This is a genomic window from Halomonas sp. HK25 (assembly GCF_047795635.1).
GTDB lineage: Bacteria > Pseudomonadota > Gammaproteobacteria > Pseudomonadales > Halomonadaceae > Halomonas.
Map to the genome: position 1 here is coordinate 3,425,132 of NZ_CP181044.1, position 26,221 is coordinate 3,451,352.

Annotated in this window: 29 protein-coding genes; 16 read left to right on the forward strand and 13 right to left on the reverse strand. The window is 62.0% G+C overall.

What is annotated here, in order from left to right; all coding sequences use genetic code 11:
- Positions 1-7 precede the first annotated feature (7 nt).
- On the reverse strand, positions 8-337 hold the full coding sequence (locus ACM26W_RS16100; RefSeq protein ID WP_416137988.1) for an OmpA family protein: 330 nt from the start codon (positions 335-337) through the stop codon (positions 8-10).
- A 444-nt stretch (positions 338-781) separates the two neighbouring features.
- Here ACM26W_RS16100 and ACM26W_RS16105 point away from each other — a divergent pair, with 444 nt between their 5' ends.
- Positions 782-994, forward strand: a complete 213-nt coding sequence (locus ACM26W_RS16105) for a hypothetical protein (protein ID WP_416137989.1) — start codon at positions 782-784, stop codon at positions 992-994.
- Positions 995-1,102: 108 nt separating this feature from the next.
- On the opposite strand, the gene ACM26W_RS16110 is transcribed toward ACM26W_RS16105, so the two are convergent.
- Both ACM26W_RS16110 and ACM26W_RS16115 read right to left on the reverse strand, forming a co-directional pair.
- On the reverse strand, positions 1,103-1,336 hold the full coding sequence (locus tag ACM26W_RS16110; protein ID WP_416137990.1) for a hypothetical protein: 234 nt from the start codon (positions 1,334-1,336) through the stop codon (positions 1,103-1,105).
- 118 nt (positions 1,337-1,454) lie between these two features.
- The gene (locus ACM26W_RS16115) at positions 1,455-2,741 is read right to left on the reverse strand and encodes an MFS transporter (RefSeq protein ID WP_416137991.1); all 1,287 of its coding nucleotides are present in this window, start codon (positions 2,739-2,741) and stop codon (positions 1,455-1,457) included.
- Positions 2,742-3,010: 269 nt separating this feature from the next.
- Here ACM26W_RS16115 and ACM26W_RS16120 point away from each other — a divergent pair, with 269 nt between their 5' ends.
- A complete protein-coding gene (locus tag ACM26W_RS16120) occupies positions 3,011-3,682 on the forward strand; it encodes a 5'-methylthioadenosine/S-adenosylhomocysteine nucleosidase (protein WP_416137992.1) in 672 nt (223 codons plus the stop codon).
- 141 nt (positions 3,683-3,823) lie between these two features.
- Here the strand turns inward: ACM26W_RS16120 and ACM26W_RS16125 are convergent, their stop codons facing one another.
- Entirely contained in the window at positions 3,824-4,921 is a 1,098-nt protein-coding gene (locus ACM26W_RS16125; RefSeq protein WP_416137993.1) for a class I SAM-dependent methyltransferase, read from the reverse strand.
- Between the two features lie 104 nt (positions 4,922-5,025).
- On the opposite strand from ACM26W_RS16125, the gene ACM26W_RS16130 reads away from it, so the two are divergent.
- From ACM26W_RS16130 to ACM26W_RS16140, 3 genes are all read left to right on the forward strand, one after another.
- Positions 5,026-6,042, forward strand: coding sequence for a GlxA family transcriptional regulator (locus tag ACM26W_RS16130; RefSeq protein WP_416137994.1), 1,017 nt, complete (start codon positions 5,026-5,028; stop codon positions 6,040-6,042).
- 83 nt (positions 6,043-6,125) lie between these two features.
- On the forward strand, positions 6,126-6,413 hold the full coding sequence (locus ACM26W_RS16135) for a coiled coil domain-containing protein (protein WP_416137995.1): 288 nt from the start codon (positions 6,126-6,128) through the stop codon (positions 6,411-6,413).
- Positions 6,414-6,519: 106 nt separating this feature from the next.
- Positions 6,520-7,446, forward strand: coding sequence for a LysR family transcriptional regulator (locus ACM26W_RS16140; RefSeq protein WP_416137996.1), 927 nt, complete (start codon positions 6,520-6,522; stop codon positions 7,444-7,446).
- A 6-nt stretch (positions 7,447-7,452) separates the two neighbouring features.
- Here ACM26W_RS16140 and ACM26W_RS16145 read toward each other — a convergent pair whose 3' ends face one another.
- The 6 genes from ACM26W_RS16145 to ACM26W_RS16170 all read right to left on the reverse strand — a co-directional run bounded on the left by ACM26W_RS16145 (position 7,453) and on the right by ACM26W_RS16170 (position 12,380).
- A complete protein-coding gene (locus tag ACM26W_RS16145; RefSeq protein ID WP_416137997.1) occupies positions 7,453-7,593 on the reverse strand; it encodes a hypothetical protein in 141 nt (46 codons plus the stop codon).
- Between the two features lie 98 nt (positions 7,594-7,691).
- Complete coding sequence (locus ACM26W_RS16150) at positions 7,692-8,735, reverse strand: methylenetetrahydrofolate reductase (protein ID WP_416137998.1); 1,044 nt, start codon at positions 8,733-8,735, stop codon at positions 7,692-7,694.
- Positions 8,732-9,214 carry a methylenetetrahydrofolate reductase C-terminal domain-containing protein gene (locus tag ACM26W_RS16155; RefSeq protein WP_416137999.1) on the reverse strand — a complete coding sequence of 161 codons (483 nt, stop codon included), beginning with the start codon at positions 9,212-9,214 and terminating at the stop codon, positions 8,732-8,734. The genes ACM26W_RS16150 and ACM26W_RS16155 overlap by 4 nt, the downstream gene beginning before the upstream one ends.
- Before the next feature lie 79 nt (positions 9,215-9,293).
- A complete protein-coding gene (locus ACM26W_RS16160) occupies positions 9,294-10,934 on the reverse strand; it encodes an acyl-CoA synthetase (RefSeq protein ID WP_416138000.1) in 1,641 nt (546 codons plus the stop codon).
- A gap of 169 nt (positions 10,935-11,103) precedes the next feature.
- Positions 11,104-11,904: an enoyl-CoA hydratase gene (locus tag ACM26W_RS16165; protein WP_416138001.1), complete on the reverse strand. Its 801-nt coding sequence runs from the start codon at positions 11,902-11,904 to the stop codon at positions 11,104-11,106.
- A 26-nt stretch (positions 11,905-11,930) separates the two neighbouring features.
- Positions 11,931-12,380: an OsmC family protein gene (locus ACM26W_RS16170; protein WP_416138002.1), complete on the reverse strand. Its 450-nt coding sequence runs from the start codon at positions 12,378-12,380 to the stop codon at positions 11,931-11,933.
- A 421-nt stretch (positions 12,381-12,801) separates the two neighbouring features.
- Between ACM26W_RS16170 and ACM26W_RS16175 the strand changes: the two genes are divergently transcribed.
- From ACM26W_RS16175 to ACM26W_RS16205, 7 genes are all read left to right on the forward strand, one after another.
- Entirely contained in the window at positions 12,802-14,226 is a 1,425-nt protein-coding gene (locus ACM26W_RS16175; protein ID WP_416138003.1) for a dihydrolipoyl dehydrogenase, read from the forward strand.
- A gap of 167 nt (positions 14,227-14,393) precedes the next feature.
- A complete protein-coding gene (locus ACM26W_RS16180) occupies positions 14,394-14,885 on the forward strand; it encodes an Lrp/AsnC family transcriptional regulator (RefSeq protein WP_416138004.1) in 492 nt (163 codons plus the stop codon).
- Between the two features lie 795 nt (positions 14,886-15,680).
- Positions 15,681-16,850: a glycine cleavage T C-terminal barrel domain-containing protein gene (locus tag ACM26W_RS16185; RefSeq protein ID WP_416138005.1), complete on the forward strand. Its 1,170-nt coding sequence runs from the start codon at positions 15,681-15,683 to the stop codon at positions 16,848-16,850.
- A 308-nt stretch (positions 16,851-17,158) separates the two neighbouring features.
- On the forward strand, positions 17,159-17,605 hold the full coding sequence (locus ACM26W_RS16190) for a methylenetetrahydrofolate reductase C-terminal domain-containing protein (protein ID WP_416138006.1): 447 nt from the start codon (positions 17,159-17,161) through the stop codon (positions 17,603-17,605).
- A 170-nt stretch (positions 17,606-17,775) separates the two neighbouring features.
- Positions 17,776-18,651: a formyltetrahydrofolate deformylase gene (purU, locus tag ACM26W_RS16195; protein ID WP_416138007.1), complete on the forward strand. Its 876-nt coding sequence runs from the start codon at positions 17,776-17,778 to the stop codon at positions 18,649-18,651.
- 14 nt (positions 18,652-18,665) lie between these two features.
- Positions 18,666-19,526, forward strand: coding sequence for a bifunctional methylenetetrahydrofolate dehydrogenase/methenyltetrahydrofolate cyclohydrolase FolD (gene folD, locus ACM26W_RS16200; protein ID WP_416140911.1), 861 nt, complete (start codon positions 18,666-18,668; stop codon positions 19,524-19,526).
- A gap of 79 nt (positions 19,527-19,605) precedes the next feature.
- Positions 19,606-21,180: a BCCT family transporter gene (locus ACM26W_RS16205; RefSeq protein WP_416138008.1), complete on the forward strand. Its 1,575-nt coding sequence runs from the start codon at positions 19,606-19,608 to the stop codon at positions 21,178-21,180.
- A gap of 47 nt (positions 21,181-21,227) precedes the next feature.
- On the opposite strand, the gene ACM26W_RS16210 is transcribed toward ACM26W_RS16205, so the two are convergent.
- Positions 21,228-21,575 carry a hypothetical protein gene (locus ACM26W_RS16210; RefSeq protein ID WP_416138009.1) on the reverse strand — a complete coding sequence of 116 codons (348 nt, stop codon included), beginning with the start codon at positions 21,573-21,575 and terminating at the stop codon, positions 21,228-21,230.
- Between the two features lie 123 nt (positions 21,576-21,698).
- Positions 21,699-22,850, reverse strand: a complete 1,152-nt coding sequence (locus ACM26W_RS16215; protein WP_416138010.1) for an LBF_2804 family protein — start codon at positions 22,848-22,850, stop codon at positions 21,699-21,701.
- Between the two features lie 205 nt (positions 22,851-23,055).
- On the opposite strand from ACM26W_RS16215, the gene ACM26W_RS16220 reads away from it, so the two are divergent.
- From ACM26W_RS16220 to ACM26W_RS16235, 4 genes are all read left to right on the forward strand, one after another.
- On the forward strand, positions 23,056-23,388 hold the full coding sequence (locus tag ACM26W_RS16220; protein WP_416138011.1) for an antibiotic biosynthesis monooxygenase family protein: 333 nt from the start codon (positions 23,056-23,058) through the stop codon (positions 23,386-23,388).
- A 168-nt stretch (positions 23,389-23,556) separates the two neighbouring features.
- Positions 23,557-24,324, forward strand: a complete 768-nt coding sequence (locus tag ACM26W_RS16225; RefSeq protein WP_416138012.1) for a DUF1499 domain-containing protein — start codon at positions 23,557-23,559, stop codon at positions 24,322-24,324.
- A gap of 110 nt (positions 24,325-24,434) precedes the next feature.
- Positions 24,435-24,575 carry a hypothetical protein gene (locus tag ACM26W_RS16230; protein ID WP_416138013.1) on the forward strand — a complete coding sequence of 47 codons (141 nt, stop codon included), beginning with the start codon at positions 24,435-24,437 and terminating at the stop codon, positions 24,573-24,575.
- Positions 24,572-25,579 (forward strand): ion transporter, encoded by a 1,008-nt coding sequence (locus ACM26W_RS16235; RefSeq protein WP_416138014.1) that lies wholly within the window; start codon positions 24,572-24,574, stop codon positions 25,577-25,579. The genes ACM26W_RS16230 and ACM26W_RS16235 overlap by 4 nt, the downstream gene beginning before the upstream one ends.
- A 66-nt stretch (positions 25,580-25,645) precedes the next feature.
- Here ACM26W_RS16235 and ACM26W_RS16240 read toward each other — a convergent pair whose 3' ends face one another.
- Complete coding sequence (locus ACM26W_RS16240) at positions 25,646-26,221, reverse strand: nucleoside deaminase (protein WP_416138015.1); 576 nt, start codon at positions 26,219-26,221, stop codon at positions 25,646-25,648.

Sequence of the window (26,221 nt, forward strand, 5' to 3'; positions counted from 1 at the left end):
GGGTTTCCTACTGCAGGACCAGTTCCACCCGCCGGTTCCTGGCCCGGCCCTCATCCGTGGCGTTGCTCGCCGCCGGCGCAGTGAAGCCCACGCCCCAATGCTTGAGCCGGTCCCGCGCCACGCCGTATTCGGCCGCCAGGGCCTCGACCACCGCCGCGGCACGGCGCTGTGACAGCTCGATGTTGTAGTCGAATCCCCCCTGGTTGTCGGTGTGGTCGACCACGACCACCTCGGTCTCACGCGGCTCCTGCTCGATCACGTCCACCCGGGTGTAGACGCGGACATGGCGCATGGCCACCTCCAGGCCGTTGGCGCGAAGCAAAAGCAGCGAGGACATCCCCTTTCCAATCTTGCCCAGCAGCCGTGAACACCCCGTGACGGTAGTACACCGGGACGAAGTGCCCCATGGCAAGGCAAGAACGGTCCATGACCGACGAGATGATCGAGGAACTGAGCAGTGCAGACAGCCCTCCCTACGCTTTTAGTCGCAATAGTAGATTTCCCCTGCGCCAACTTTGGGAAAATGACTTAATATTGTAACTAAATGATACATATTGTCGTAAAAATGTCACTGAATGGCGACACTTTGTAGCTCACACGAGGCTTGGAGCGATACAAGGCAGCACAGATCCCTTGGCGGTGGTGTGGGCCATTCCTCCCTTGGCCCTGCGCCTACCCAGGCAAGCACTGAAAGGGTCGGCGCCCTGATAGTGACCAAGTAATCATCAGCCGAAAGCGCCCTGAGCGGGCGCTCGACTCAAGCGACTCGAGGAGGACTCTCATGACCACCGCCATGTTCACCCCGCTCCCCCCAAACTGGCAGCATATCCATGCCGACTGGTGGCAGGACGATCAAGGCAACCACATCCATCTTGTCGAGATTGACGACGAAGCGCTCTACCACTGCCACCTCGCTGGGTCGCCGCTGCCGTGGAACGCAGTGGTCACAAGCCTGGACGAGGCCATCGCCGTCTTCGACAGAAATACCGAGTGACCGCCGGAATCAGTCATCGGTGGCCTGGCACCCCTTCGAGCTCAACCCCGACATGCCCACCTTTCTAGCGGGTGACCAGGGCCGCGCGGAGCAAGGCATTGAGCACGACTACCTCGAGCCACTGCCTTCCACGGTCACCCTGCCGATGTGGTTGGTGCCGCTCTGGTGAATCAGCAGGGCTTCACCAGCCAGCGTGGTGCACATGTGGCGCAGGATGCCGGCATACAGCGGGCCGGAGGGGATCGGCCAGCTCTGGAACGTCTCCGCGTCTGGGCCGAAGCGCAGCAGGCAGGTTGCCCCGTTGCAGGCCACCCAGACCGTGCCATCCTCGGCGATCTTCACCGGCTGCCGTCCGGTGCCTCGACCGGGTCGCGGGAGCGCTGCCTCAGCGTGGGCACCTTCCACTCTTCGATCTGAATCGGGCCATCGGACGACGTCGCGGCCCGGCCACCAATGCCACTCACGAGGTGGCGGCAGGCGTCTCGGCCTCCTCCTCGAGCGGGTCCTCCAGCGGCTCTCCCTCCTCGTTGTGGAGCTGGTGGTCATAGGCCGCCTGGAGACCGCTCTCCTCCTCGGGCTCATCCTCGTGCGCCTGGACGATAGCGCCCGGGTAGAACGGCGAGAGCACGGCCACCAGGATGCCGAGGGCGGCGAACATGGCGAACGCATCGGCGTAGCCGAAGCCATCCACCAGCCCGCCGACCACCGGCGAGCCGGTCGCCTGCCCCAGGGAGACCGCCATGAAGGGGAGCACCGGCCCCACCGACAACCGACCGGGCAGCAGGCGAATGCCGGTCATCAGGTAGAGCCCCGTCAGGCTCATGTAGGCCAGGCCGAAGACCAGCGCGGAGAAGGCCGTCAGCAGCGGTTGGTCGGGGCTGGCCGCGAGCAGGGCAAGGCTTGCGGAGAGCATCATCAGCATCAGGGCCTGGGTGATGGGCGGGTTGTTGCGATCGGCCAGATCGGCCACCACGGCACCGCCGAGGCCGGCGACGCCCACCGCGAGCCAGAGCCAGGCGGTGGCGCTGGCGGGCAGGCCTCCCAGCGTCACGACCAGGTCGGGGGCGAAGATCCAGTAGGCGGCGGAGACGAAGCCCATCAGGTAGGCGAACAGCGATAGCCTGATCAGGCGCGACCAGGGCAGTTCGCTGATCGGCGGCGGCGAGGCGGCGTTCGACGGCACGATCCGCGAGACCGAAGGCAGGAAGAGCAAGGCAGCAATCACGCCGAGGCCGGCCAGGACGGCGAACGAGAGGTAGGCATAACGCCAGGCGCCGGCCAGGAACAGCACCGTGGGGACGGCCACGATCACGCCGATGCTGGTCCCCGCGTTCATCACCGAGCTGACGCGCCCGTGCAGCGAGCGCTTGACGATCGCCTGCATGGCCGCCGTCAGCGCGGGCATCATCAGGCCGGTACAGATCCCGCAGGCGAACACCCCCGAACCCAGCATCAGCGGGCCGGTGGCCTGGCTGATCAGCGCCAGCCCGGCGACGCCGAAGGCCCCGGAGAGCACCGCCGTGTAGCGGGCACCGAGGCGATCGGTGATGAAGGGCGCGACCGCCGTGGCCAACAGGAAGCTGATCAGCGGTAGCGCACCGATGATGCCGATCACGGAGGACGTGAGGCCCAGCTCCTCGCGGATCGGGGGCACGAAGAGCCCGAAGGCGAAGCGTGCTAGCCCGAAACTGATCGCGATCAGCGCAGCCCCCAGGATCGCGAACCCTGTGCTCGAAAGCCTCATCATGCTACCTCCGCCAGATCTACTACGAGGTTGAGGGTCGTTCCCGGTGCCAGGCACCGATGGTCGCCTGTGGGTGCGCGATAGCGTGCCGGCACCTCAGCCAGAGTGAAGCAGCAGAGGGATATCGACAACCGTCGCGGTCATGGCGGTGGGCTCACGGCGTCAACGGAAAACTCGGGAAATTTGGGTAGCTCATCGGCAAGATCGAAGCACACGCGCCCGATCAAGGCAGTACACTGGGGCAGAGCTCCCCCATGGGAAGGCAAGCATCCATGACACACTCCACGACTCCTGACTCCCGGGCCGATGGCATTGGCGAGCCCAGGCTGACGGCACTGGGCGGACGCGATATCCTCTTCGTGATGGCGGCCGACGCCGAATACGGCCCGCATCTCAAGAAGCGTTTCGACCCTTTCATGACCGGCGTGGGGCCCGTTGAGGCGGCCGTCGAACTCACCGCGGCCCTGGCCGCCCTCGCCCAGCGCGGGCGTCTGCCGCATCTCGTGGTCTCGCTGGGATCGGCCGGTAGCCGGGTGCTCGAGCAGACCGAAATCTATCAGGCCAGCTCGGTTTCCTACCGCGACATGGACGCCAGCCCGCTGGGCTTCGAAAAGGGCGCTACCCCCTTCCTGGACCTGCCGGCGACCGTCCCGCTTTCGTTGCGCATTCCCGGCATTCGTGAGGCCTCGCTGTCGACCGGCGCCAATATCGTCTCGGGTTCGGCCTATGACACTATCGCCGCCGAGATGGTGGACATGGAAAGCTATGCCTGTCTGCGCGCCTGCAGGCGCTTCGAGGTGCCGCTTGTCGTCCTGCGTGGCATTTCGGACGGCAAGACGGAGCTGCGCCACGTCGACGACTGGACGGAAACTCTCCATGTCATCGACGAGAAGCTGGCCTCCGCCGTCGACCGCCTCGGCGAGGCGATCGCCGAAGGCCTGTAGCGTCCGCCACGCGGTGCATGTCCTCGAGTACCCGCCGTTCGATCACTTCAATAAAAGACGATCCTGTGCCTGCCATGGTGCTTTCCTCATTGATGTCAGGAGCGCCGGGGCACTCTGCATGGCCCCGGCGTCGGGTGGGGCTCAAGGCCTGAGTACCCAATAGTCGTTCTGGATGTCGTGCGGCAGCTGGTGTACCTCGATGGCGCCGAAGCCGGCCTTGCCGAAGTACTCCCGGGCCTTCTCCCGGCCCCACATCGTTCCCAGCCCTTCGCCACCCTGGGCGAGCGAGACGCTCATGCAGTGCATGATCGAGAGGGTGTAGAGCAGCGTGCCCATCGGGTGGTCGCGGTCGCCGTGATGATGGCTGGATGAGTGGATGTCCTGGGCCAGGTAGACGCCATCCTCGCGCAGGGTGCGGCGGATCCCCTTGAGCAGGTTGAGTGGGTGCGCCTGGTCGTGAATGGCATCAAAGGTGGTCACCAGGTCGTAGCGCTGCGCCGGAGCCGTGCAGTCGAAGTCGCTGAGGTCGCGCTGCTCGAAGCGCAGGTTGGTCAGGCCGCGACGCGCGGCACACTGCGACGCCCAGTCGATGGCCTCTGTGGAGAGGTCGTAGCCGGCAAAGCGGCTGGCGGGGTAGCGTTCGGCGAGCTTCATCAGCGCCAGGCCGCGGCCACAGCCCAGGTCGAGCACCTCGATGCCCCGCTCCAGCCTGCCGGGCAGTTCCGGTGCCAGCGGCAGAATGGCGTCGAACAGCACCGGCAGCACGGTCTGGCCGCTGTCCTCGGCCATGACCTCATGGAAGCGGGCATAGCGCGCGTACGGCACGCCGCTACCGTGGCGGAAGCAGGCCAGCACATCGTCTTCCACCTGACCCATCAACGGCAGGTACTGGGAGAACACGGCGAGATTGGCCTCGCCGCCATCGGTGAGCAGCGCGGCGTGCTCGGCCGGCAGGCGGTAGGTCATGGTCTGCGGGTCGTGCTCGACCAGCGCCGCGACCGTCGCGCCGCCCAGCCACTCACGCACGTAGCGCTCGTCGAGTGATGCCTTGGCGGCAAGTTCACTGCTGGTGATCGGCTCACCATCGGCCAGGTGGTCGAGCAGGCCGCTGCGGTGGGCCAGCGAGATCAGCTGCAGCATGGCGCCTTCGTTGAGCGCGCGCACGAAGCGGGCCTCGAAGTCGGCGGCGCGGGAGGCGTCGAAGGCGGCAGGAATGGAAGGCTTGGCGTGGGCGGTCATGGCGTTTCTCCTGGGGTATTGTTACGTGCATCGGAGACTGCATTCTGGCGCTCCCGGCTGGACTACACTGAAGTCCCTACGGACAGAAAACGGCCGTTTCCGCCATGTCCACGCACAAGCCCACCATTGCGCTGTTGGCTATCCCGGAAGTGGCGGCTTCCACTCTCTACGGGGTTTATGACGTCTTCGCCGCGGCGGGGCGCGATTGGCCTGCGCTGATCGAGGGACGGGCCGGTGAGTCGCTGTTCGTGCCGCAGGTGGTCGCTCGAAGCGGCAGTCGCGAGCTGACCATCGCCAACGGCGTGCGCATCGTCCCTGACGCCGGCCTGGAGAGGGTGCCCGACGTGGTATGCATCCCCGAGATCATGCTGCCGCCCGAAGCGGTGCTCGAGGGCCGCTATGCCGATGAGGTCGCGTGGCTCAAGCGCTGCCATGCCGACGGCGCCATCCTGGCGACCGCTTGCTCGGGCGCCCTGTTGCTGGCCGAGTCGGGGCTGCTGCGGGATGAGGACGCCACCACGCATTGGGCCTACTGCGAGGTGCTGGGCCGCTACCCGGGCGTTCGGGTACACCCGCATCGCGCGCTGGTGATCGGCGGCACCGGCAGTCGCCTGGTCATGGCGGGCGGCGGCACCTCCTGGAGCGATCTGGCGCTGTACCTGGTCGCGCGCCTGGCGGGTGTGGACGAGGCGATGCATCTCGCCAAACTGTTCTTGATCGACTGGCACGCTGCCGGCCAACTGCCTTTCGCCATGCTCGCGCGTACCCGCCAGGCTGAAGATGCCGTCATTGCCCGCTGCCAGACGTGGATCGCCGAGCACTACGACGAGCCGTCGCCCGTGGCCGCCTTGATCGCGATGTCCGGGCTCAGCGAGCGCAGTTTCCACCGTCGCTTCAGGAAGGCCACCGGCCTGTCACCCATGGAGTACGTGCATACCTTGCGCCTGGAAGAGGCCAAGCAGATCCTGGAGAGCGAGAAAACGCCGGTGGATGCCGTTGCCGAGGCGGTGGGCTATGAAGATGCCGCCTTTTTCGGCCGGCTGTTCCGGCGCAAGGTCGGCCTGACGCCGGCCCACTATCGGCGACGCTTCGGAGGCCTGCGCAAGGCCCTGGCAGGTTGAAGGCCATATGCCACTCTGAGGCATGCAGGTTGCCTCCGCGACCGCCAACAAGATTCCTACTCAGGTTGAAAGGAGAACCCCATATGAGCAACAGGGAAGCCTACGAACAGAAGATGAAGGCCAAGCTGGACGAGTGGCAGGCCGAGATCGACAAGCTGCGGGCCAAGGCCAGGGGCGCCGAGGCCGATGCCCGCATCGAGAGGGAGAAGGAGGCCGAGCGCCTCGAGGCGAAACGTGAGGAGATGCGCAAGAAGCTCGAGGAGCTGCGCCATTCCAGTGACGACGCCTGGGACGACATCAGGGCCGGCACCGAGCGCGCCTGGAAGTCCTTCAGCGAGTCATTCGAGAAGGCCCGAAACCGCTTCAAGTGATCGGATCCGCTCCCCCCGGGGCTACTCGACCAGCAGCGATTATAGCGACCCTTGAACGGGGCACTTGATCGCGCAGTGCCCCACCGCCTTCTTGCGAGTATTGGTCATGTTACGACTACCATCCCTGATCGCGCTCTCCTATTTCGAGGTCGCCGCGCGAACCAGGAGCTTCGCCGCGGCCGCCAAGGAGCTCAATGTCACGCCGGCGGCGATCAGCCACCAGATCAAGTCGCTTGAGGAGTCTCTCGGCGTCGATCTGTTCGTCCGCCACCACCGGCGGGTCAGCCTGACCCCGGCCGCGCGTGTAGCCCTGCCGGAGCTGCATGAGGGGTTTCATGCACTAGGCCGTGCGGTGGACAAGATCCGCGCCTATGGCGAAGAGCGCCTGATCGTCACCGTATGCGCCGAACCCCTGTTTGCCACCAAATGGATCGTGCCACGCCTGCATCGTTTCTACGCTCGTTGCCCGGACGCCGAAGTGCGGCTGCAGGCGAGCCTGCATTCGGTGGATCGTGCCCGCGATAGCGCCTTCGGTGTGGCCGATCTCAAGCGCGCCGGCATCGACGTTTCCGTGCGCCTTGGATACGGCAACTATGCGGACTTGGAGCCCCAGCGGCTGATGAGTCTGGATCTGGTACCAATCTGCGCACCGGAACTGGCCGCCACCGTGGATGGTGTCGACACACTGCGCGGGCTGCCGTTGCTGTGTGACAGCACCCTCGCCCGCATCAACGAGCCCTACGGTTGGAAAGAATGGTTCAAGCAGCAGGGATGTGAAATCGGAACGCTACGGGAGCTGCAATTTGGCAACGGGCTGCTGGCGCTGGAGGCGGCCATAGCCGGCCAGGGCGTCCTGCTCGGCAGTCGGGACCTACACCAGGCGGAGCTGTGTACCGAAAAGCTGTCGGTGGTGGTCGATTCTCCTCTGAACTGTGACCAGGCGTACTACGTGGTTAGTGCAGGCGCAGGCCTGGAGCGACCGATCGCCGGACAGTTTCGTGAATGGTTGTTGGATGAAGCCAATATGCCCTGATCCGGTCTAGCCGGTCACGCCGCGCAGGTCCAGGACAGGGTAGTGGGGCGCGATGAACAGCCGCCCCACGATGCCTTCGGTGGAGGCCGCACGGCGTATGCCCGGCCGCTCGGCCAGCGCCTCCAGCAAGCCGGCGAGGCTCGGCAAGCGCTCCCAGGGAAGCTCACGGCCAGGTTGGCGCTGTCCAGCGAACAGGAGAGGCGATAGTCAGGCACCGTCCGGTGCCGGTGTCGCGGTTCATCGTGCTAGAGCACCAAGGCATCCGGGGATTCGGGATTGAGCGCTTTCGGGTCGTCGCGCCCGGGGTACCAGGGCACGCGGCCTTCGAGCACCCCCGTGGTCTCGATGATCTCCGCCACACTGTGCTCCTGGCGGTAGGCCATGATATGGGCGCCGCTGACTCCCGGAATCTCGCGGATTTCGTGAAGCAGATCCATGCAAAGCCGCTTGCCTTCCTCCTTCTGGTTCTCGGCCCCCTCGAGCCGAGTGATCACCGCGTCAGGGATATGCACTCCGGGGACTTTTTCGCGGATCCAGCGGGCGCTGCGTGCAGAAGCCAGGGGCCCGATCCCGGGCAGGATGAAGACGCGGTCGGGGCCTTCCAGCAGACCGAGGTCGTTCACCTTGAGCATGAAGTCGCGCAACCGCTCGATATCGAAGCAGTACTGGGTCTGGATGAACTGAGCACCGGCCGCCACCTTCTTGGCCAGGCGAAGTGGCCGCCAGTCCAGTGGTGGCACGAAGGGGTTCTCGGCCGCACCGAGGAAGATCCGCGGGGGCGTCTCGATGCGCCGCCCGCTCTCGAAGCGGTGATCGTCGCGCATGCCACGGGCGATCTGCAGCAGCGACATGGAGTCGAGATCGAATACCGGCTTGGCCTGGGGATGGTCACCGGCCTGCACACCGTCACCGGTCAGACACAGCAGGTTGCAGGCGCCCATGGCCGCTCCACCGAGGATCTCGCCCTGGATGGCGATGCGGTTACGGTCACGGCACGATATCTGCAGGATGGTGGCATAGCCGACCCGGGTCAGCAGCGAGCAGACCCCGGCGCTGGACATATGGCAGTTGGCGCCGGAGCCATCCGTCGCATTGATAGCATCGACATAGCCATCGAAGATTGCCGCTCGCTTGAGCACCTCGGCCGGGTCGGCAGAGTCCGGCGGGTCGATCTCGCTGGTGATGGCGAACTTGCCGGCCCGCAGCACCCTCTCCAGCCGCCCGGGGGAGACATGGCCGGGCAGGATCGGCAGGGAGTAGCCCGGAACGGGCTCGTCATCGAACTTCATCTCGTCGTCTCTCTGTTGGCGGTTGAAGAGGAGGTACCGTCCAGTTGGCGAACCACGCGAAGCCAGGAAGAGGTTCCCGTGAGGCGATGGTCGACCGGCAACTGGACAGCGTGGATCCGATCGCCCTCCTTCATGCGGCGACTTCCTTCCCAGGCATCGACCCAGACACACATCATTTCTGGCTTCACCTCGCAATGCCCATTGGCACGCACCCCGCCACAGGGGCCGTTTCGCAGTGTCTTGGGGCAGTTCATGGGACAGGACATGCCGGTGGCAGAGAGAACGCACTGACCGCACATCTGGCAATCGAAAAGCGCACCCTTGACGGCCTTTTCCACCGACCTCACCGGCGCCTCGATGCGCTCGTGACCCAGTCGCCTCCACACCGGATCAAGCTTGACCAGCACCGGCTCGAAGCGCCGGTAGATCATCTCGAAGACTCTGGAATGGCGAACCACCCAGCGACGCATCCTGTACATGACATTTTCCTTCTTTCGTCGAGGGTCAGTGTCCTCACTCCGCCAGCGCCGCTGCTTCAACTCCGCATCCTCGATCAACTCAGGCTGACGGGGCGGTCTCGAGCTGCTGGCGCAGTTGGAACTTCTGGATTTTCCCTGTCGAGGTGGTCGGCAACGGCCCGAAGATGACCTTCTTGGGAACCTTGAAGCGGCTGATATTCTCCCGGCAGAAGCTGATCAATTCGTCTTCGCTCAGCTCGCTACCGGGACGCAGCTGGACGAAGGCGACGGGGACTTCGCCCCACTTGGCATCCGCCATCGCCACGACCGCCACGTGTTCGACGTCGGCGTGCCGCTGAATGATCTCCTCGACCTCCATCGAGGAGATGTTTTCCCCGCCCGAGATGATCACGTCCTTCAGCCGGTCGCGAATCTTGACGTAGCCGTCCGGTTCCATCACCGCCAGGTCACCGGAGTGAAACCAGCCTCCGGCAAAGGCTTCACTGGTGGCGGCTTCGTTTCGCAGGTAGCCCTTCATGACGATATTGCCTCGAAACATGATCTCGCCGACCGTCTGGCCGTCGGCGGGGACGGGTTCCATCGTGACCGAGTCGAGCACCGCAATGCTTTCTTGCAGTGGATAGGTCACGCCTTGGCGTCCATTGAGCCGGACCCGCTCCTCCAGAGGGCACTGCTCCCAGCCATCCTGTTTGACGCAAATCGAGGCGGGGCCGTAGGTCTCCGTCAGCCCGTAAACGTGTGTCAGCTCGACACCGATCTTTTCCATCCGCTTGAACACGGACGCAGGCGGCGCCGCGCCGGCGATCAGCCCGGAGACCTTGTGCTCGATCGACTCCTGCGCTGCATCGGAAGCGTCGGCGATCATGGCGTGGACGATGGGGGCACCGCAGTAATGGCTGACCCTGTGCTGCCTGATCAGCTTGAGGATTTGCTCGGGGTCCACGCGCCGCAGGCAGACGTTGGTACCGCCGATGGCCGCCAGTGTCCACGGGAAGCACCAGCCGTTGCAATGAAACATCGGCAGGGTCCAGAGGTAGACCACTGTGGGGGGCAGGGTCCAGGCCAGCACGTTGCTGACCGCATTCAGATAGGCGCCTCGATGGTGGGTGACAACCCCCTTGGGGTTGCCGGTGGTGCCGGACGTGTACCCCAGCGCAACCGCATCCCACTCGTCGACCGGCAGCTGCCAGTCGTCCAGCGCCGGCTGCTCGGCCAGCAACGCTTCGTACTCCAGGTCGCCGATCAAGCGCTCTTCGCCCTGGCTCGGGTCAGATACGTTGATCACCCTGGGCGCCGGCCCCTCCAACCGGGCCAAGGCCTTTTCGACCACGTCCACGTACTCGGGGTCGACCAGCAGCAGGCGCGAGCGGCTATGATCGAGGATAAAGGCTACCGCCTCCGGGTCCAGGCGAATGTTGATCGCATTCAACACTGCTCCCACCATGGGAACCCCGAAGTGAGCTTCGTACATGGCCGGGACATTCGGCAACATGACGGCCACCGTATCGCCCCTTGTGATGCCGAAATGCTTCAACATGGATGCCAGTCGACAACAGCGGGCATAGGTCTGCTGCCAGCTGTAACGCGTCTCGTTGTAGATCAGCGCCGTCCTGTCAGGATAAATGGCAGCAGCCCGTTTGATGAAGCTTAAGGGTGACAGCGGTACATGATTCGCCACCGTTTTCTCGAGAGCATCGTTGAAATGGCAGATATCACTCATGGTTTAACCCCTGTTATTGTAAGGGAGGGTTCGTGACCCGGCTCTTCAACCGGCACGGCGGCGGTACAAGCCATTACGCTGTTCAGCTATCACCAGGCGTATCACCGGCCATGCCACCATCGAATCCGCGGCCTGACCGGTATCACGGTTATCTGGCATAACATTTGCGCTAGCGGCCTGGCTGCTCCCAGATGGGTTTACGCTTGGAAAGAAAGGCATCGATCCCCTCGCCTGCGTCAGGGCTCAGCATGTTCTCGGCCATCACATCGCCGGCAAAGTCGTAGGCGTCTTCCAAGGCCATCTGACGCTGGGGATGGAACATGGACTTTCCAAAGCGCACTGCCGCAGGACTCTTGCTCAGGATCTGTGCCACCTTGTCGGCCACGGCAGCTTCCAGATCGGTATCATCGGTGACGCCACTCAACAGGCCCCACTCCAATGCCGTATCCGCATCGATGAAGTGGCCTGATACCAGCATGTCGAACGCCCGCTTCGGGGGTATGTTGCGTGACAGCGCCACGGCGGGGGTCGAACAGAACAGGCCCACGTTGATGCCCGATACCGCGAAGCTGGCCGATCGGGCGGCGATGGCCAGGTCGCAGCTGGCCACCAACTGGCAGCCCGCCGCGGTGGCCATGCCCTGGACCTTGGCGATGACCGGCACCGGTAGCGCGACGATGCTCTGCATCACCCGGCTGCAGCCGCGAAACAATTTCTGGTAATAGGACTTGTCGGGATTGGCCCGCATTTCCCGCAGATCATGACCGGCGCAAAAACCCCGCCCCGTGGCACCGATCACCACACAGCGGACAGCGGGGTCGGCGGCGATCGCATCCAGCTCCCGCTGCAACGCGGCCAGCATCGTTTCGGAAAGGGTGTTGAACTTGTCCGGCCGGTTCAGTGTGAGGTAGACGGCCCCACCCTGGTCTTCCCTGAGAAGGATGTCGTCCGACGCTTGACTGTGATTCATGCATGACTCCCGCCAGCGATGGCTGGTTACAGATGGTTGATCGTCACTTCAGCGGTGATCGAATTGCGGATGAAACAGTTCTTGTGGGCGTTGGCGTGGATCCGGGATATCGCCTTCTGGTCCGGCATCTTGTCGCCGCCGAAGGTGATGCGCGGCGACAGCACGATCCGCGTAATCTCCATCCCTTTCTTGTCGTTGCTTTCGAGATGGCCGACCGGGTCGTCCTCATAGGATTCGACCTGATACCCCTGGAATTCGGCGATTGCCAGGAAGAACAGCATGTGACAGCTGGACACCGCGCTGACCAGCATCTGCTCCGGGTCGGCACAGTTCGGATCGCCCTTGAATTCGACCGATGCGGATACGTTTAGCTGCTGGTCACCATTCAACGTCACGCAATGATTGCGCGAGTAGGTGCTGGCATCGGTTTCGTGGGGGTTGTGCTGCCAACGGATGGCGGACTGGTGTACTGACATGGTTAGGCTTCCTGTCTGCGAATCACTGAATGGTATGTGATCCGGGAAAGGCCCGGAAAGCGACGATTTCTAAGCAGCTGGGTTAGTCTTGCTAACGTGAGGCCTTGCAACCTTCTATAAGGGTGATCCGGGGGCACCAGCATCCTTAACCAAGAGCGGCCCCCAACCGACAGGCCATCCCCCATGGATTAGAAAAAATAACTCAAATGCTTAGAATCTATCGCTTTACTGCTTGAAAGGCGCCAGATAGCCTGCCTTGGGCTGACGACATTTAATCTCTCTCCCTTATAACAACACAAGCCTTTAACTATTACTTCGCCAGCCTTTAATCATTTAGCCAGGGTTTGAAGCCAGTCGCGACAGCCCTCAACACCCACATTACGCGTTAAACAATAAAACACCTTGTACGATGAGGCGCCGCATGAGCGAATCTGCCATGAAGACCCTGAATGTTGAATACGCGATCATTGGCGCCGGCACCGCCGGGCTGGGCGCCTACTCGAAGATCAGCCGCAAGACCGACAGCCTGGTGATGATCCAGGATGGCCCCTACGGCACCACCTGTGCACGCGTCGGCTGCATGCCCAGCAAGTTGATGATCACCGCTGCCGATTACGCGCACCACTTGAACAACAGCGAGTTTTTCGGGGTGACAGCGTCGGGTCGCGTGGATGGCCGCAAGGTCTTCGAACGGTTGCGCCGAGAGCGAGATAATCGTTTTGTCGCCCGCAATCTAGACTACGTTGCCAAGATTCCGGCCCACCACAAGCTTGAGGGACGCGCCCGGTTTATCGGACCGGGCCGCCTCAGGGTGGGTGAATCGGTCGAGGTCAATGCGAAGAAGTTCATCCTCGCCTGCGGCTCCAGGCCTGCGGTCAGCGAGGTGTTCGAGCCGGTAATGGCCCGCGTCCTCACCAGCGATACGGTTTTTGAGTTGGAGGACCTGCCCCGCTCGATAGCCGTGATCGGTACGGGAGTCATTGCGCTGGAACTGGGGCAGGCACTCCATCGACTGGGAGTCGAAACGACAATTTATGGCCGCTCCGGAAGGATAAACGCCCTCACCCATCCGGCCATGCAGCAGCAAGCGCTCGATCTCCTCGGCACTGAACTGGATATCTACCCCGTCGGCCAGGTGGTGAGCACCTGGGAGGACGCTGAAGGCGCCTGGATCGAGTACGAGCAATCGAATGGACAGCGGGTCACCAAGGTGTTCGACAGGGTACTGGTAGCCACGGGGAGGGTACCCAACGTTGACCGATTGGGTATGGAGCATACGGGGGTGGAAGTCACCGAAGCGGGCGCGGTGACTTTCGACCCGCGGACGATGCGCTGCTCGGCCCTTCCTATTTTTATCGCCGGCGATGTGACCGACCACCTGCCGTTGTGGCACGAGGCCTTCGATGAGGGGCGTATCGCCGCCGATAATGCCTTGAGCTACCCGAACCCGGTGCCTGCACAGCGTAGACCGCCGTTGATGGTGGCCTTCACCGATCCCCAGATCGCCACAATCGGGCAGAGCTTCCGGCAACTTGAAGGCCAGGAGATTGTCATTGGCGACCTGCCGTTTACCAGTCCTCGCCATGTGGTCTGGAATAAGGTCCAAGGGCGCATTCAAGTCTATCTGGACGCGAAAACTGGCCAAATACTGGGAGCCGAGTTGCTTGGGTACAAGGCTGAACACCTGGCACACCTGCTTGCCCTGGCCATCACGCACGGCATGACGGCAGAACAGGTCCTGTCGATGCCGGTCTACCATCCCAGCGCCGAAGAGCTGTTACGGGACGTCTTGATCAACGCTCAGGATAAGTGCAGGCGCTACGCCACCGAAAAAATGAGCCATTGATCCGCCTCATTCATCATGGCGTGGAAGTCTCAGCGTCTCTACCAGTCCATGTGTCTACCCTAACGAGGCCAATTCCATCACAACGATCTAAACTGTGCGCTCAGGCCAGATCTACATGAAACGACGACGGCCCCTCCTTCGGGAATCACAATCGAGGCTGAGAACACATGAGGAAAGTTACTATCGATGCTGCGGACATGCGTATTCTATCCGCAGTGCAGAAGCACGGGCAACTCAGCAAGATCAAACTGTCAGAGTTGGTCAACCTTTCCCCGACGCCATGCTGGATTCGTTTCAACCGATTAAAGGAAGCTGGCCTGATACGTGGATATCATGCGGACATCTCGCTGGATAAGATCGTGGATTTCTCGAAGGTCATTGTGACCATTTCGCTGAAGGGGCATCAAAAATCGGCTTTCGAACGCTTTGAGGCTTATATTGGCCAAGTGGATGAGATCGTCGAATGCATAGCGACGGGTGGCGGGATGGATTACGTCTTGAAAGTCGTCGCGCCCAGCCTTTCCGCCTTTCAGAAGGTAATGGAAGAACTTCTTTCAGAGGAGTTGGGGATCGAACGCTACATGACCTACATCGCAACCAGAGACATAAAATCGACTCACCCAAAACTTTCGTGCTTGATGGCTGAATCAGGAAACTAAACCGGAAGCGCAAGAGTTCGGCGACAGGCTCCAATATCTTGTCGGCAGTCCCCCAATAGGACCGACATCATGCAGATCAGTGATACCGAGGTCCGAGCGGTCGTCGAGACGCAGTGTGATCGAGCGCGGACATGAGCCGGGTATCGGTCACCGGCCCCTGTATGCCTGGGAGACTGCTCAGGCACCCGTATACCCCAGGGCCGCCGTTATGGGTTGACTGCGGGCTTTTCATCTTCATCCACAACGGGCTCTAGTGGCTCGCCCCCCTCGTCCTCCTCGGCCCCATGATGAATGTGGCCCGGGTAAAATGGCGACAAGATGGCCACCAGGATGCCGAGCGCGGAGAACATGGCAAAGGCATCAGCGCGGATCGCCCGGAAGTTGGGGATCCACAGCAGCACCGTCAGCCGGGAGCTGCGACGACCCGGGAGGTCAGGAGCGCGCAAGCTCCCAGGCGGTGGGCCTATGCAGAGGTACGAGGTGCTGACCCTTGAGAACCCTGGGCCCTTACAGGCCGACGGGGCAGGATCCAGGTGCCGTTCATGCCATGAATCCTGCCCATGAGGATGACTTATCTTGGCTCAGCTCAGGGGAAATTCCGCCCCCAGCGACGAAGAGGCCTTGTTCGGATAAACCGGACCAAATGGACTGCCCTTCGTAAAAAACTGGTCTGTTCAGTTTTAATTCACAGTGATTTTAGGCCGCTTCACAGTGCCATGTGAGTCTATAGTGAGGTGTGCCGAATCAGCCAGTTCGCGCTGCCTCTTGAATTTCACATCACGACAGGTAACTACAATGACAAATTTTACTTCAGCTCACATAGAAAAATCCGATGACTTTGGATTCGGAACACAGATCCGAAAGTCCCCCTACTTTGACGCAACAGTCCGTTGGGGGGCAAAAGGTTTTTCAGTATACAACCACATGTATATCCCGCGTGACTTCGGGGATCCGGAACAGAATTTCTGGAACCTCGTGAATGAGGCTATCCTTTGCGATGTTGCCGGCGAGCGGCAGGTAGAAATCACAGGTCCAGATGCGGCAAAATTCCTGCAGAGCCTAACCCCGCGTGATTTGTCGGAGATGGCTGTTGGACAGTGCAAATATATACTCATCACCAATGCGGATGGTGGCATTCTGAACGACCCGATTCTGCTACGGCTGGCAGAAAATCACTTCTGGATCTCTCTGGCTGACAGCGACATCCTTTTGTGGGCGCAAGGTGTTGCGGTTCATGCCGGGCTAGATATCAGCATCCGCGAACCCGATGTTTCGCCTTTGCAATTACAAGGTCCGAACTCGGGTGAGGTGATGAAGAAACTCTTTGGCGAGAGTATCATGGATCTGCGCTACTACTGGTTGCGCGAGATCGAGCTTGATGGCATCCCACTGATTGTCTCGCGCACCGGCTGGTCGAGCGAACTGGGCTATGAACTTTATCTGCGTGATGGCACTCGAGGGGACGAACTCTGGGAAAAGATCATGGCTGCAGGTGCGCCCTTTGGGTTGAAGCCTGGTCATACCTCTACGATTCGCCGCATCGAAGGTGGGATGCTCTCCTATCACGCAGACGCGGACATCAATACCAACCCTTACGAACTTGGGATGGACCGTCTGGTGAATCCGGACATGGAGCCGGAGTTTATCGGCAAGGCCGCGTTGCAGCGCATCCGTAAAAATGGCGTGAGTCGCAAGCAGGTCGGGCTGCGTATTGATATGGCGCCCCTCAAAAGACCCAACACCAGGTTCTGGCCCCTTAGCAAAGATGGCGAGACCGTCGGAAAGGTGACGTCTGCGGTCTATTCCCCGCGTCTTGAGCAGAATATTGCTCTGGCCATGGTTGCCACTGAACATGCCACGATCGGGACTGAACTAGAAATTCCAACCGCATCCGGCCCCGTGAAGGCTGTTGTCGTCGAAAAGCCCTTCTTCGACCCCAAAAAGAAAATCGCCATATCCGCTTGAATACCAGATCATCATGCGAGCATCTGGGGATTGCGGTCGAGTGCTGGTACGGTGCCAATGGTAACCGGGGATCGGCATTCGAGCGCCTCCAGACAAGATCGCAGTGACCCGAGTCTAACGGTTGAGTTCAAAAGCACCTGCATCCGTGAACGCCATAGAATCTTATAATATCAATCTCTTGCCCAAGAAAGTATTTGTCTGGAAAGGCGAGAATTTACTTGTTGATTTTAAAGGATCAAGAAGGTGCCTCACGGACCCAGGGATCAATGATTAGCTTCACAGTGGCGTTGCCGCGAAAGGAGAGACATATGTATTCCATTCGTCTTTGGGCCGTGCGGCACGCAAGATTCTTTGAGGGCGTATACCGAATGTTCGAACCGGTAATCGTCAAGTTGCAGCCGCTTTGGAAGTCGGTAGGCTACCAGCGCGCAGAAAAGCCGGTGAGCATGCTGGAAAAAATCAGCAAGGGATTGCTCTTCGACTGCAAGATGTGTGGTCAGTGCATCCTCAGCTCTACCGGAATGTCATGCCCCATGAACTGCCCTAAATCCTTGCGCAACGGTCCTTGTGGTGGGGTACGCGCCAACGGCCACTGTGAGGTCAAGCCGGAGATGCGCTGTGTCTGGGTCGAAGCCTGGGATGGAAGTCAGAAGATGAAAGGCGGGGACAAGATCCATGTGGTGCAACTGCCAGTTGATCACAGTCAGAAGGGAAACTCGTCCTGGCTGCGTGTCGCACGTACGCGTCGAACCTAACAGAAGACCATAATGGGGCTTCAAAGTGATTTTTAACGATGTGGATCTTGATCGCAATAGTGAACAATCCGCCAAACAATCTATCCTGATGCTGAATAAACAATATCAAAGACATCAAGTTGCTGTCAGCGAATCAACCAACAAACATCAATATATAAAGGTTTTCTGCCATGAAACAAATCACGGACTACTCCAACCAATACATCCTCACTGTCAGTTGCAAAACTGCGCCTGGAATCGTTGCCGGGATCGCATCTTATATTACGGAACGTGGCGGCTATATCGCAGAACTATCTCAATTCGATGACAAAATCAGCGGTCAGTTCTTTTTGCGCACTTTATTCAACATCACGCCGGATTCCCGCTACACTTTCGAAGACATACGCACTGGATTTAATACCCTGGCAGAAAAGCATGGCATAGAGTGGGCGATGCATGAGGTAAGCCACCCGACCAAGGTTTTGATAATGGTATCCAGGTTTGACCACTGCCTGGTCGATCTTCTGTACCGTTATCACAAAGGCGAATTGAACATCGATATTACCGCGGTAGTATCCAACCACCTGGATCTCCAACCGCTAATTGAGCGTGAAGGCTTTCGCTTTGCTCACCTGCCAGTGACAGCAGAAACCAAACAGGAAAAGGAAGCTGAGCTACTCAACATTATCAACGAGACCGAAACCGAGCTGGTGGTACTGGCGCGCTATATGCAAGTCTTGTCTGATAACCTATGTAAGCAGCTGCACGGCCGGGCCATCAATATCCATCACTCCTTTTTGCCAGGCTTTAAAGGTGCCAAACCTTATCACCAGGCATTTGAGCGTGGCGTCAAGCTGATCGGTGCTACTGCGCACTACGTGACCGCTGATCTGGATGAAGGCCCGATTATCGAACAGTCTGTGCTGCCAGTTAATCATGCCTACTACCCGGAAGAACTTGTTGCCCTTGGTCGCGATACCGAAACGAAAGCATTAGCAGGCGCTGTTAAACTGCATACAGAGAACCGTGTGTTTCTTTCGGGCAACAAAACCGTTATTTTCAAATAGAAGCAGAGGGCATGATGGCTCAATTAATAGACGGAAAACAGCTGTCGGACCAGGTCTTGCAAGAAGTCGCCACTGAAGTCCAACTACTCAAGGGCGAGTATGACATAGTGCCGACGCTCGCTGTCGTGCTGGTGGGGGAGGATCCCGCTAGCCAGGTGTATGTGAGAAACAAGGTGAAGCGGGCGACAGAGGCGGGCATGGGTTCTATTGAGCACCGCCTTGATGCCGAAACCTCCCAGACCACACTGAATGAGCTAATCGATCATCTAAACAATGATCCTGAGGTGCACGGCATTCTGGTGCAACTTCCACTTCCGTCACATCTCAATGAGGATGAGGTGATAGCTCACATCCATCCCGCTAAAGATGTTGATGGCTTTCACCCACTAAACGTCGGGGCACTTGCTTCTGGGCGGCCATCGCTAGTGCCGTGCACGCCACAAGGCTGCATGATCATGCTGCGCCAGGTCCATCCGGACCTTAGTGGCAAGAATGTTGTGGTGGTGGGGCGCTCTAATATCGTGGGAAAGCCGATGGCTGCACTGCTTTTACAGGCAAACTGCACTGTCACTATTGCACATTCACGAACGAAGAACATCGAATTACTGTGCCGCAATGCCGATATTGTGGTAGCGGCGGTCGGCCGGTCTGAATTCATCAACGCTGACTGGATCAAGCCTGGTGCAACGGTAATTGATGTCGGTATCAACGCCATTGATGTCGATGGCAAGAGAAAGCTCGTGGGTGACGTGGATTTTGAATCGGTTGCCCGCATCGCTGGCGCAATTACGCCGGTACCCGGTGGCGTGGGTCCAATGACGATCGCATGCCTGCTTTTGAATACGACACGTGCAGCAAAGAGTCAGTTGGCCTGACCCTTATATCTCCCCCACACGCGCCAGGAACGTCCAGCATCGCCTCGGGCGACGCGACAATAACAACAGAGGACCTCGCATGAACCACAATGACGATCCCACCATGGCCCCGGGCCATGACAACACCCAGATACTGGGGCTGGACTTCCACAACCCCGTCTTTCCCCTCTCTGCTCTGGCGATCATCGCCTTCATCCTCTATGCCCTGGTCTATCCCGACGCTGCCAACACCCAGTTGACGGCCGCCCGGGGCTGGTCCATCGAGCACTTCGACTGGCTGTTCATGATCGCCGGCAATCTCTTCGTGGTGCTATGCCTGGCGCTGATCGTGCTGCCCCTGGGCCGCATCCGCCTGGGCGGCCAGGACGCCCGGCCGGAGCACTCGCTGGTCTCGTGGTTCAGCATGCTGTTCGCCGCCGGCATGGGCATCGGCCTGATGTTCTGGAGCGTGGCCGAGCCGGTAGCCTACTACACCGACTGGTACGGCACCCCGCTGAATGCCGCCGCCGGCACCCCGCAAGGTGCCAGCGCTGCCATGGGCGCCACCATGTTTCACTGGGGCCTGCATCCCTGGGCGATCTATGGCGTGGTGGGCCTCTCCCTGGCCTTCTTCGCCTACAATCGCGGACTGCCGCTGACCCTGCGCTCCGCCTTCACCCCGCTGCTGGGTAACCGGGTACGCGGCTGGACCGGCCACCTGATCGACATCACCGCGGTGCTGGCGACCATCTTCGGCCTGGCCACCTCGCTGGGCTTTGGCGCCTCCCAGGCCGCCGGCGGCCTCAACTACCTGTTCGACGTGCCTAACACCCTCGGCACCCAGATCGCCATCATTGTCGGCGTCACCGCGGTGGCGCTGTTCTCGGTGTGGCGCGGCATCGACGGCGGCGTCAAGCTGTTCTCCAACATCAACATGGTGATCGCCCTGCTGCTGCTGCTGTTCGTGGTGCTGACCGGCTCCACCCTGCTGTTCCTCAACGGCCTGTGGGACACCACCCTGGCCTACGCCAGCCATATCCTGCCGCTCTCCAACTGGGTCGGCCGCGACGACACCACCTGGTTCCATGGCTGGACGGTGTTCTACTGGGCCTGGTGGATCTCCTGGTCGCCCTTCGTCGGCATGTTCATCGCTCGGGTCTCGCGGGGGCGCACCGTGCGCGAGTTCCTGACCGCCGTGCTGCTGGTACCGACCCTGGTCACCATCGTGTGGATGAGCGCCTTCGGCGGCAACGCCCTGGCCCAGTCCGCGGCCGGCGTTGGCGAGTTGGCCAATGGCATCGGCGACGTCTCCCTGGCGATGTTCCAGATGCTCGAGCAGCTACCGCTGACCACCCTGACCTCCACCATGGCCATCGTCCTGGTGCTGGTGTTCTTCATTACCTCCTCGGATTCCGGCTCGCTGGTGATCGACAGCATCACCGCCGGCGGCAAGGTCGATGCGCCACGCACCCAGCGGGTGTTCTGGGCCACCCTGGAAGGCGTGATCGCCGGCGTCCTGCTCTACGGCGGCGGCGACAAGGCCCTCGGGGCCCTGCAGGCCGGCGCCGTGGCCACCGGCCTGCCCTTCACCCTGGTCTTGATGGTGATGTGCGTGGGCCTGGTCAAGAGCCTGCGCGAGGAACATCGCGCCCTGGTGCTCGCGGGCGCGGCCTGACACGCGGCCTTCCGTCCGCCGACGGCGCCTTCCAGTGACGGGAGGCGTCATGTGCGCCCCGCCATGACCCCTGCGAACTCCTGCCGATAGGCCGCCTCGTGGCGTGCCGGGTCGGCGGGAAAGCGGCCCAACTCCACCGCCAGAGCGAAGAAACCCTGTCGGGGCAGATCGCCACGGCGGCTGACCACCAGGGCGGCGATCAGCGGGCGAGCGGCGGCGACGTCTTCACGCATCAGCGCTTCCAGAGCCTGGGCCACGCGCCGGATGGTGTGCGGCGGCGAGAGACCCAGCGCCTCGGCGGCCTGCTGGTAGGTGATCGGCAGCCGCTCGCCGGGCAGGTTCATGAGCAGCTCGCGCAGGCGCGGAGCCAGGTCGGTGTCCCCGGTAGTATCCATTCTGTCGCGGTCCCGTATGGCTGAGGAGGTTGCCCGACCAAGGCTGTCACACCGTCGGCAGAGATCACAACGCCAGCTGCAGCAGGGCCTGAGCGATGTTGCCGCGCAGAACGCCGTGATGCCCTATCCCGGCGCCGACATGCAGACCTCATCGGCAATTCGCTGGCCGTGCATCAACTTGTCGCGCAACTGGTGTACGGCCGCTAACCGGAGGGGTTGCCCGCAAGACGCATACAGTTCCTCCAGGAAGGCTTTCCTGTTACCGCGCACCTTCCCGGCCAGTACCGTGGCCACGGTGAGGGTGATGACCACCAGCCGTTGCGGGTTGGTCTCGAGCGTTTCCAGTGCCCTCAGCGACTGGGGCCAATCGACATCGATGGTCTGGTCGGTGATCTCGAAGGTGTCCATCAAGCGGGAAAGCAGGTAGACGTGGTTGGGGTGGGCGTCCTGATTGCACATGATCAGCTCACCCATGCCTTGCAGGATAACGTCCCGAGCCGGGGCGCCCAGCGCATCGCGCTCGGCCGCCAGCCGATCGATCAGGTCTTCGATCGCAAAGGGGCCCAGCGCATTTTCCCTGGCGTGGTGCATGATGCGCCAGGTAATGAAGGCGTTCCAGGCGGCGTAGAGCGGCCCGGTGAACAGCGGGATCAAGCCACGCAACGTCATCCGCCCCAGGATGCGGCGCAGCAGAATACGCAGGATGAAGCTGCTCACGCCCACCTTCATGCGATACAGCACCGAGCGTGCCGTGAGCTTCCAGCGACTCATCTGCGCATAGGGATCGATCCCGTAGATGCTGTGCCGTGGACTCGGAAGTTCCAGCGCCACTCGCGACAGGCCGCGGACGATCAGTACGGCATGGCGGCTCTTCTGCAGGGGAATACCCGCAAGATCACTGATCTGCGCGACGCCGCGCAGTGCATTCCAGTAGAGAAACAGGATTTCGATCGCGCTGACCACGCCGGCGGCCGCCAGGTAGCCCGCCCAGTAGGGTAGCTGCTCCCTCAGACTCATCCCTTCCATGCCATCCAGCAGGCCCTGGCGCACGAACAGTTCGATACCGCCGATGATGCCGCCCGACAGGATGCCAGCGATGGCGGCCCAGATGATGGCCTGGCGACTCATCCGCCGCAGGGCATCGATCTCTTCGGCCCGACGCTCGCGTAGCGGGTACTCCACCCTGGGGTTCTGCTGGCGAAGATAATGGGCTGCCCAACGCTCCAGGAAGTTGGGGTCGGGCGAGTATTGATGCTCCGTTTCGAACTCGGACATGTCGATCATCTTCCCCGGTTGCCCTCGGCAGCCCCCTGGCGGTGGCAATGCCGGCGATGGCTCAGGTGCCGCGCTTATTCCTGGCATTCAGACCCCGAAGTAGGTCGAGGGGCGCGGCATCACGGGTACCAGCTTGCCTCTCCCGGGGCATCGGTGTCATCGTCGGCCGGAAACCAATATCCATCTGGCCATGGGAGAGTGCGTCTTGTTCATTGCCATGAACCGTTTCCGGGTCACTCCCGAGAGAGTGGAAGAGTTCGAGCAGATCTGGCTGGAGCGGGAAACGCACCTGCAGGGCCTGCCCGGTTTCGTCGAGTTCCACATGCTGCGAGGCCCCGAGAAGGAGGATCACGTGCTCTACGCCTCCCACACCGTCTGGCGCTCGAGGGAGGACTTCGAGGCCTGGACGCACTCCGAGGCATTCCGCGCGGCGCACGCCAATGCCGGCCAGAGCCGGCGCGAGGGGCTCTACCTGGGCCCGCCGACCTTCGAGGGTTTCGAGGTCATCCAGACGATCGGTGACGCCGGCGAGGCCTGAATGCCCCGCCTTCGCCTGGAGTGACTTCGCCTGAGGCGACGGTTGGCGTCAGCGGCGCTGTAGCCGCGGACACTGACAGCGGCAGGTGCAGGCGCAGGTCGGCGGCATTGCGGGTATGCTGAGGTCAGCACCTGCTCTGAACACAGCACCGGATGACGAGGAGTCGCCATGCCGACCTTCCGCCCGAGACGCCGCCCACGCGGCGGACGCTGGCCGACCCTGCTGGCCTGGCTCGCCCTGCTGTTGCTGATCGTCGCAGCCCTGGTGATGGGCGGAGCCGGGCCGGCTCACCGGCTGGAGATGATGCCCCTGGGCACCGCCTTCGACCTGCTGCGCGGCGGGACCTACCTGGCCCTCGGCGCCGCGACCTTGGGGCTGGTCACCCTGACCGTCGCCAGCCTCTGCCGTCGCTGGCGCCTGGCGCTGATGGGCGGACTGGTGCTGGTGGTCGTGGCGGTCATGATGGCGGTGCCCTGGCAGCTGATGCAGCGAGCCCAAATGGTGCCGCCCATCCACGACATCACCACCGACATGCAGGACCCGCCCTCCTTCGTGGCCTTGGTCGAGGCCCGGGAGGCGGCCCCCAATGCCGTGGACTACCCCGGTGAGGCGACCGCTCGTCAGCAACGCGAGGCCTATCCCGAGATCCAGCCGCTGCTGCTCGATCAGCCGCTCGCCAGCGTGCGCAGCGCCGTGGAGGCCGCCGCCCTGGATCAGGGGTGGGAGATCGTTGCGCGGACCGAGACCGGACTGGAGGCTACCGCCACCACCTTCTGGTTCGGTTTCCAGGACGACGTGGCGATCCGGCTGACCGAGACGCCGGACGGCGTGCGGGTCGACATGCGCTCCGCCTCGCGGCTGGGCGCCAGCGACGTGGGCACCAACGCGGCACGCATCCAGGCCTTTCTGGAGGACCTGTCGCAGCGGCTGGAGTAAGGCGCAGCGGAGGGAGCAGGGGGCCGGGACAAGGCGATCGCTCAGACGGGCCCTACGTGGGCCACTTCCGGCATGGTAGGGTTTCGGGTGTCAGCCAAGGAGCCAGCATAATGAACCCCGATGACATCGAGAAATTGGTCACCCTGCGCATGTCCTTCGGCAAGCATGCGGGCTGGCTGATCGCCGACCACAACGGCCTGAGCACGCTGTTCGGCCAGCTGCGCACTTGTACTGGTGAGGTGCAACGGTGACGCGGCCCTCCACCTCAGCCCGGCCTGCCAGCCTGGCCCTGGAGCGCATTCATCTGGCGTGGGACCTGCTCATCATCGTGCTGGTGATCGCCAACCTGACCCTGCTGCTGTTCGACAGCCTCTTCCTGCTGTCACCGCTGAACGCCGCCTTCGAGGCCGTGGCCCCAGGCCTGTACCGCGCCTACGACCAGCATGTACATGCCAACTTCTTCGCCATCGACCTGATGTTCGTGGCCGTCTTTGTCCTCGACGTGCTGCTGGGCTGGGCGGCGGCCATCGCCGAGCGGCGCTACCATCGCTGGTTCTTCTACCCCTTCGTGCACTGGTACGACGTGCTCGGCTGCATCCCGGTGGGTGGCTTCCGGCTGCTGCGCATCCTGCGTATCGTCTCTCTGCTGCAGCGCCTGCACCGGCTGGGCCTGATCGACGTGCGCCGCTGGTATCTCTTCGGCGTGGTCGCCAAGTACTACGACATTCTGCTGGAGGAGCTCACCGACCGCATCGCCACCCGCATGCTCGACAACGTTCAGGCACAGGTCCGCTCCAGCGACTCCCTCTCCACCCGGGTGGTGGAGCAGGTGGTGCGGCCCCGCCAGCAGGCGCTGATCCATGAGATAAGCCAGCGACTGGAGGCCATGGCCGGTACCGCCTACGCCCACAACCGTGACGACACCCTGCGCTACGTGCGCAGCCTGGTCGGCCGCACCCTGGCGGAGAGCCCGGAGATTCGCCGGATGGAGCGCCTGCCGCTGGGCAGCCAGCTGAGCCGGGGGCTCGAGGCCTCGCTCTCCGACCTGGCCTGCCGCCTGGTCAACGAGGCCCTCGAGGGGCTGCAGTCACCGGAGTTCTCCGCCCTGGTGGAGCACCTGGCCGAGAGCGGCTTCGATGCCTGGCTGAGCACCGACCCCCATACCGAACAGGTCACCGAGCAGGTGCTGGTGGACGTGCTGGATCTGCTCAAGGAGCAGATCGCGGTCAAGCACTGGCGGCACAAGTACGATTGAGACCGCCGCCCCGCATTGGTGCTGCGATCATGGGGCGGGTGCCCACCGGTGCCTCCCGCGACAATGTCATGGCTCGCGTGTGGCACCCAGCCCCTTCCAGTCTTCGAGGTCCAGTTCAGGGTTGCCGGCGCGGAAGCGGGCATAGAGCTCGATGCCGCGAGGGTCCTCGAGGATATCGACCTGCACGCTCTTCTCGCGCAGCAGGGCTTCGGTCCCCGAGGCATTGGTAACATCCCCCACCACTACCCGGGAGACGCCTCGCATGTGCAGCAGCGTGGCGCAAACCTCGCAGGGGCTCAGGGAAGTAAAGAGCGTCGTCCGGCCGAAGTCGATGCGGCCGGCATCGCGAATGGCCGAAGTCTCGCCGTGGTTGTAGGGGTGGTTCTCCTGCACCAGGGTGTTGTGACCCTTGCCGACGATGCGACGCGTGGCGTTGTCGATGATCACTGCGCCGATGGGGCAGCCGCCCTCGTCACGGCTCTTCTGGGCCAGCAGCACCGCGATGCGCATCAGGTCAGCATCGCTCAGGCGCCGGGCGAAGTCGTCATCCACCAGCACCGGCAGGCTGGCGGTGGGCATATGGGCGATGGCGGCCAGCGCCGCCTCGGTCACGTCCGTGCTTTCGTTCAACAGCGTTTCCAT

What these genes read in the sequence shown, in the direction of transcription:
- ACM26W_RS16100 (WP_416137988.1), bottom strand. Translation starts at nt 337, where the DNA reads ATGTCCTCGCTGCTTTTGCTTCGCGCCAACGGCCTGGAGGTGGCCATG.
- ACM26W_RS16105 (WP_416137989.1), top strand. Translation starts at nt 782, where the DNA reads ATGACCACCGCCATGTTCACCCCGCTCCCCCCAAACTGGCAGCATATC.
- ACM26W_RS16115 (WP_416137991.1), bottom strand. Translation starts at nt 2,741, where the DNA reads ATGATGAGGCTTTCGAGCACAGGGTTCGCGATCCTGGGGGCTGCGCTG.
- ACM26W_RS16120 (WP_416137992.1), top strand. Translation starts at nt 3,011, where the DNA reads ATGACACACTCCACGACTCCTGACTCCCGGGCCGATGGCATTGGCGAG.
- ACM26W_RS16125 (WP_416137993.1), bottom strand. Translation starts at nt 4,921, where the DNA reads ATGACCGCCCACGCCAAGCCTTCCATTCCTGCCGCCTTCGACGCCTCC.
- ACM26W_RS16130 (WP_416137994.1), top strand. Translation starts at nt 5,026, where the DNA reads ATGTCCACGCACAAGCCCACCATTGCGCTGTTGGCTATCCCGGAAGTG.
- ACM26W_RS16135 (WP_416137995.1), top strand. Translation starts at nt 6,126, where the DNA reads ATGAGCAACAGGGAAGCCTACGAACAGAAGATGAAGGCCAAGCTGGAC.
- ACM26W_RS16140 (WP_416137996.1), top strand. Translation starts at nt 6,520, where the DNA reads ATGTTACGACTACCATCCCTGATCGCGCTCTCCTATTTCGAGGTCGCC.
- ACM26W_RS16150 (WP_416137998.1), bottom strand. Translation starts at nt 8,735, where the DNA reads ATGAAGTTCGATGACGAGCCCGTTCCGGGCTACTCCCTGCCGATCCTG.
- ACM26W_RS16155 (WP_416137999.1), bottom strand. Translation starts at nt 9,214, where the DNA reads ATGTACAGGATGCGTCGCTGGGTGGTTCGCCATTCCAGAGTCTTCGAG.
- ACM26W_RS16160 (WP_416138000.1), bottom strand. Translation starts at nt 10,934, where the DNA reads ATGAGTGATATCTGCCATTTCAACGATGCTCTCGAGAAAACGGTGGCG.
- ACM26W_RS16165 (WP_416138001.1), bottom strand. Translation starts at nt 11,904, where the DNA reads ATGAATCACAGTCAAGCGTCGGACGACATCCTTCTCAGGGAAGACCAG.
- ACM26W_RS16170 (WP_416138002.1), bottom strand. Translation starts at nt 12,380, where the DNA reads ATGTCAGTACACCAGTCCGCCATCCGTTGGCAGCACAACCCCCACGAA.
- ACM26W_RS16175 (WP_416138003.1), top strand. Translation starts at nt 12,802, where the DNA reads ATGAGCGAATCTGCCATGAAGACCCTGAATGTTGAATACGCGATCATT.
- ACM26W_RS16180 (WP_416138004.1), top strand. Translation starts at nt 14,394, where the DNA reads ATGAGGAAAGTTACTATCGATGCTGCGGACATGCGTATTCTATCCGCA.
- ACM26W_RS16185 (WP_416138005.1), top strand. Translation starts at nt 15,681, where the DNA reads ATGACAAATTTTACTTCAGCTCACATAGAAAAATCCGATGACTTTGGA.
- ACM26W_RS16190 (WP_416138006.1), top strand. Translation starts at nt 17,159, where the DNA reads ATGTATTCCATTCGTCTTTGGGCCGTGCGGCACGCAAGATTCTTTGAG.
- purU (WP_416138007.1), top strand. Translation starts at nt 17,776, where the DNA reads ATGAAACAAATCACGGACTACTCCAACCAATACATCCTCACTGTCAGT.
- folD (WP_416140911.1), top strand. Translation starts at nt 18,666, where the DNA reads ATGGCTCAATTAATAGACGGAAAACAGCTGTCGGACCAGGTCTTGCAA.
- ACM26W_RS16205 (WP_416138008.1), top strand. Translation starts at nt 19,606, where the DNA reads ATGAACCACAATGACGATCCCACCATGGCCCCGGGCCATGACAACACC.
- ACM26W_RS16210 (WP_416138009.1), bottom strand. Translation starts at nt 21,575, where the DNA reads ATGGATACTACCGGGGACACCGACCTGGCTCCGCGCCTGCGCGAGCTG.
- ACM26W_RS16215 (WP_416138010.1), bottom strand. Translation starts at nt 22,850, where the DNA reads ATGTCCGAGTTCGAAACGGAGCATCAATACTCGCCCGACCCCAACTTC.
- ACM26W_RS16225 (WP_416138012.1), top strand. Translation starts at nt 23,557, where the DNA reads ATGCCGACCTTCCGCCCGAGACGCCGCCCACGCGGCGGACGCTGGCCG.
- ACM26W_RS16230 (WP_416138013.1), top strand. Translation starts at nt 24,435, where the DNA reads ATGAACCCCGATGACATCGAGAAATTGGTCACCCTGCGCATGTCCTTC.
- ACM26W_RS16240 (WP_416138015.1), bottom strand. Translation starts at nt 26,221, where the DNA reads ATGGAAACGCTGTTGAACGAAAGCACGGACGTGACCGAGGCGGCGCTG.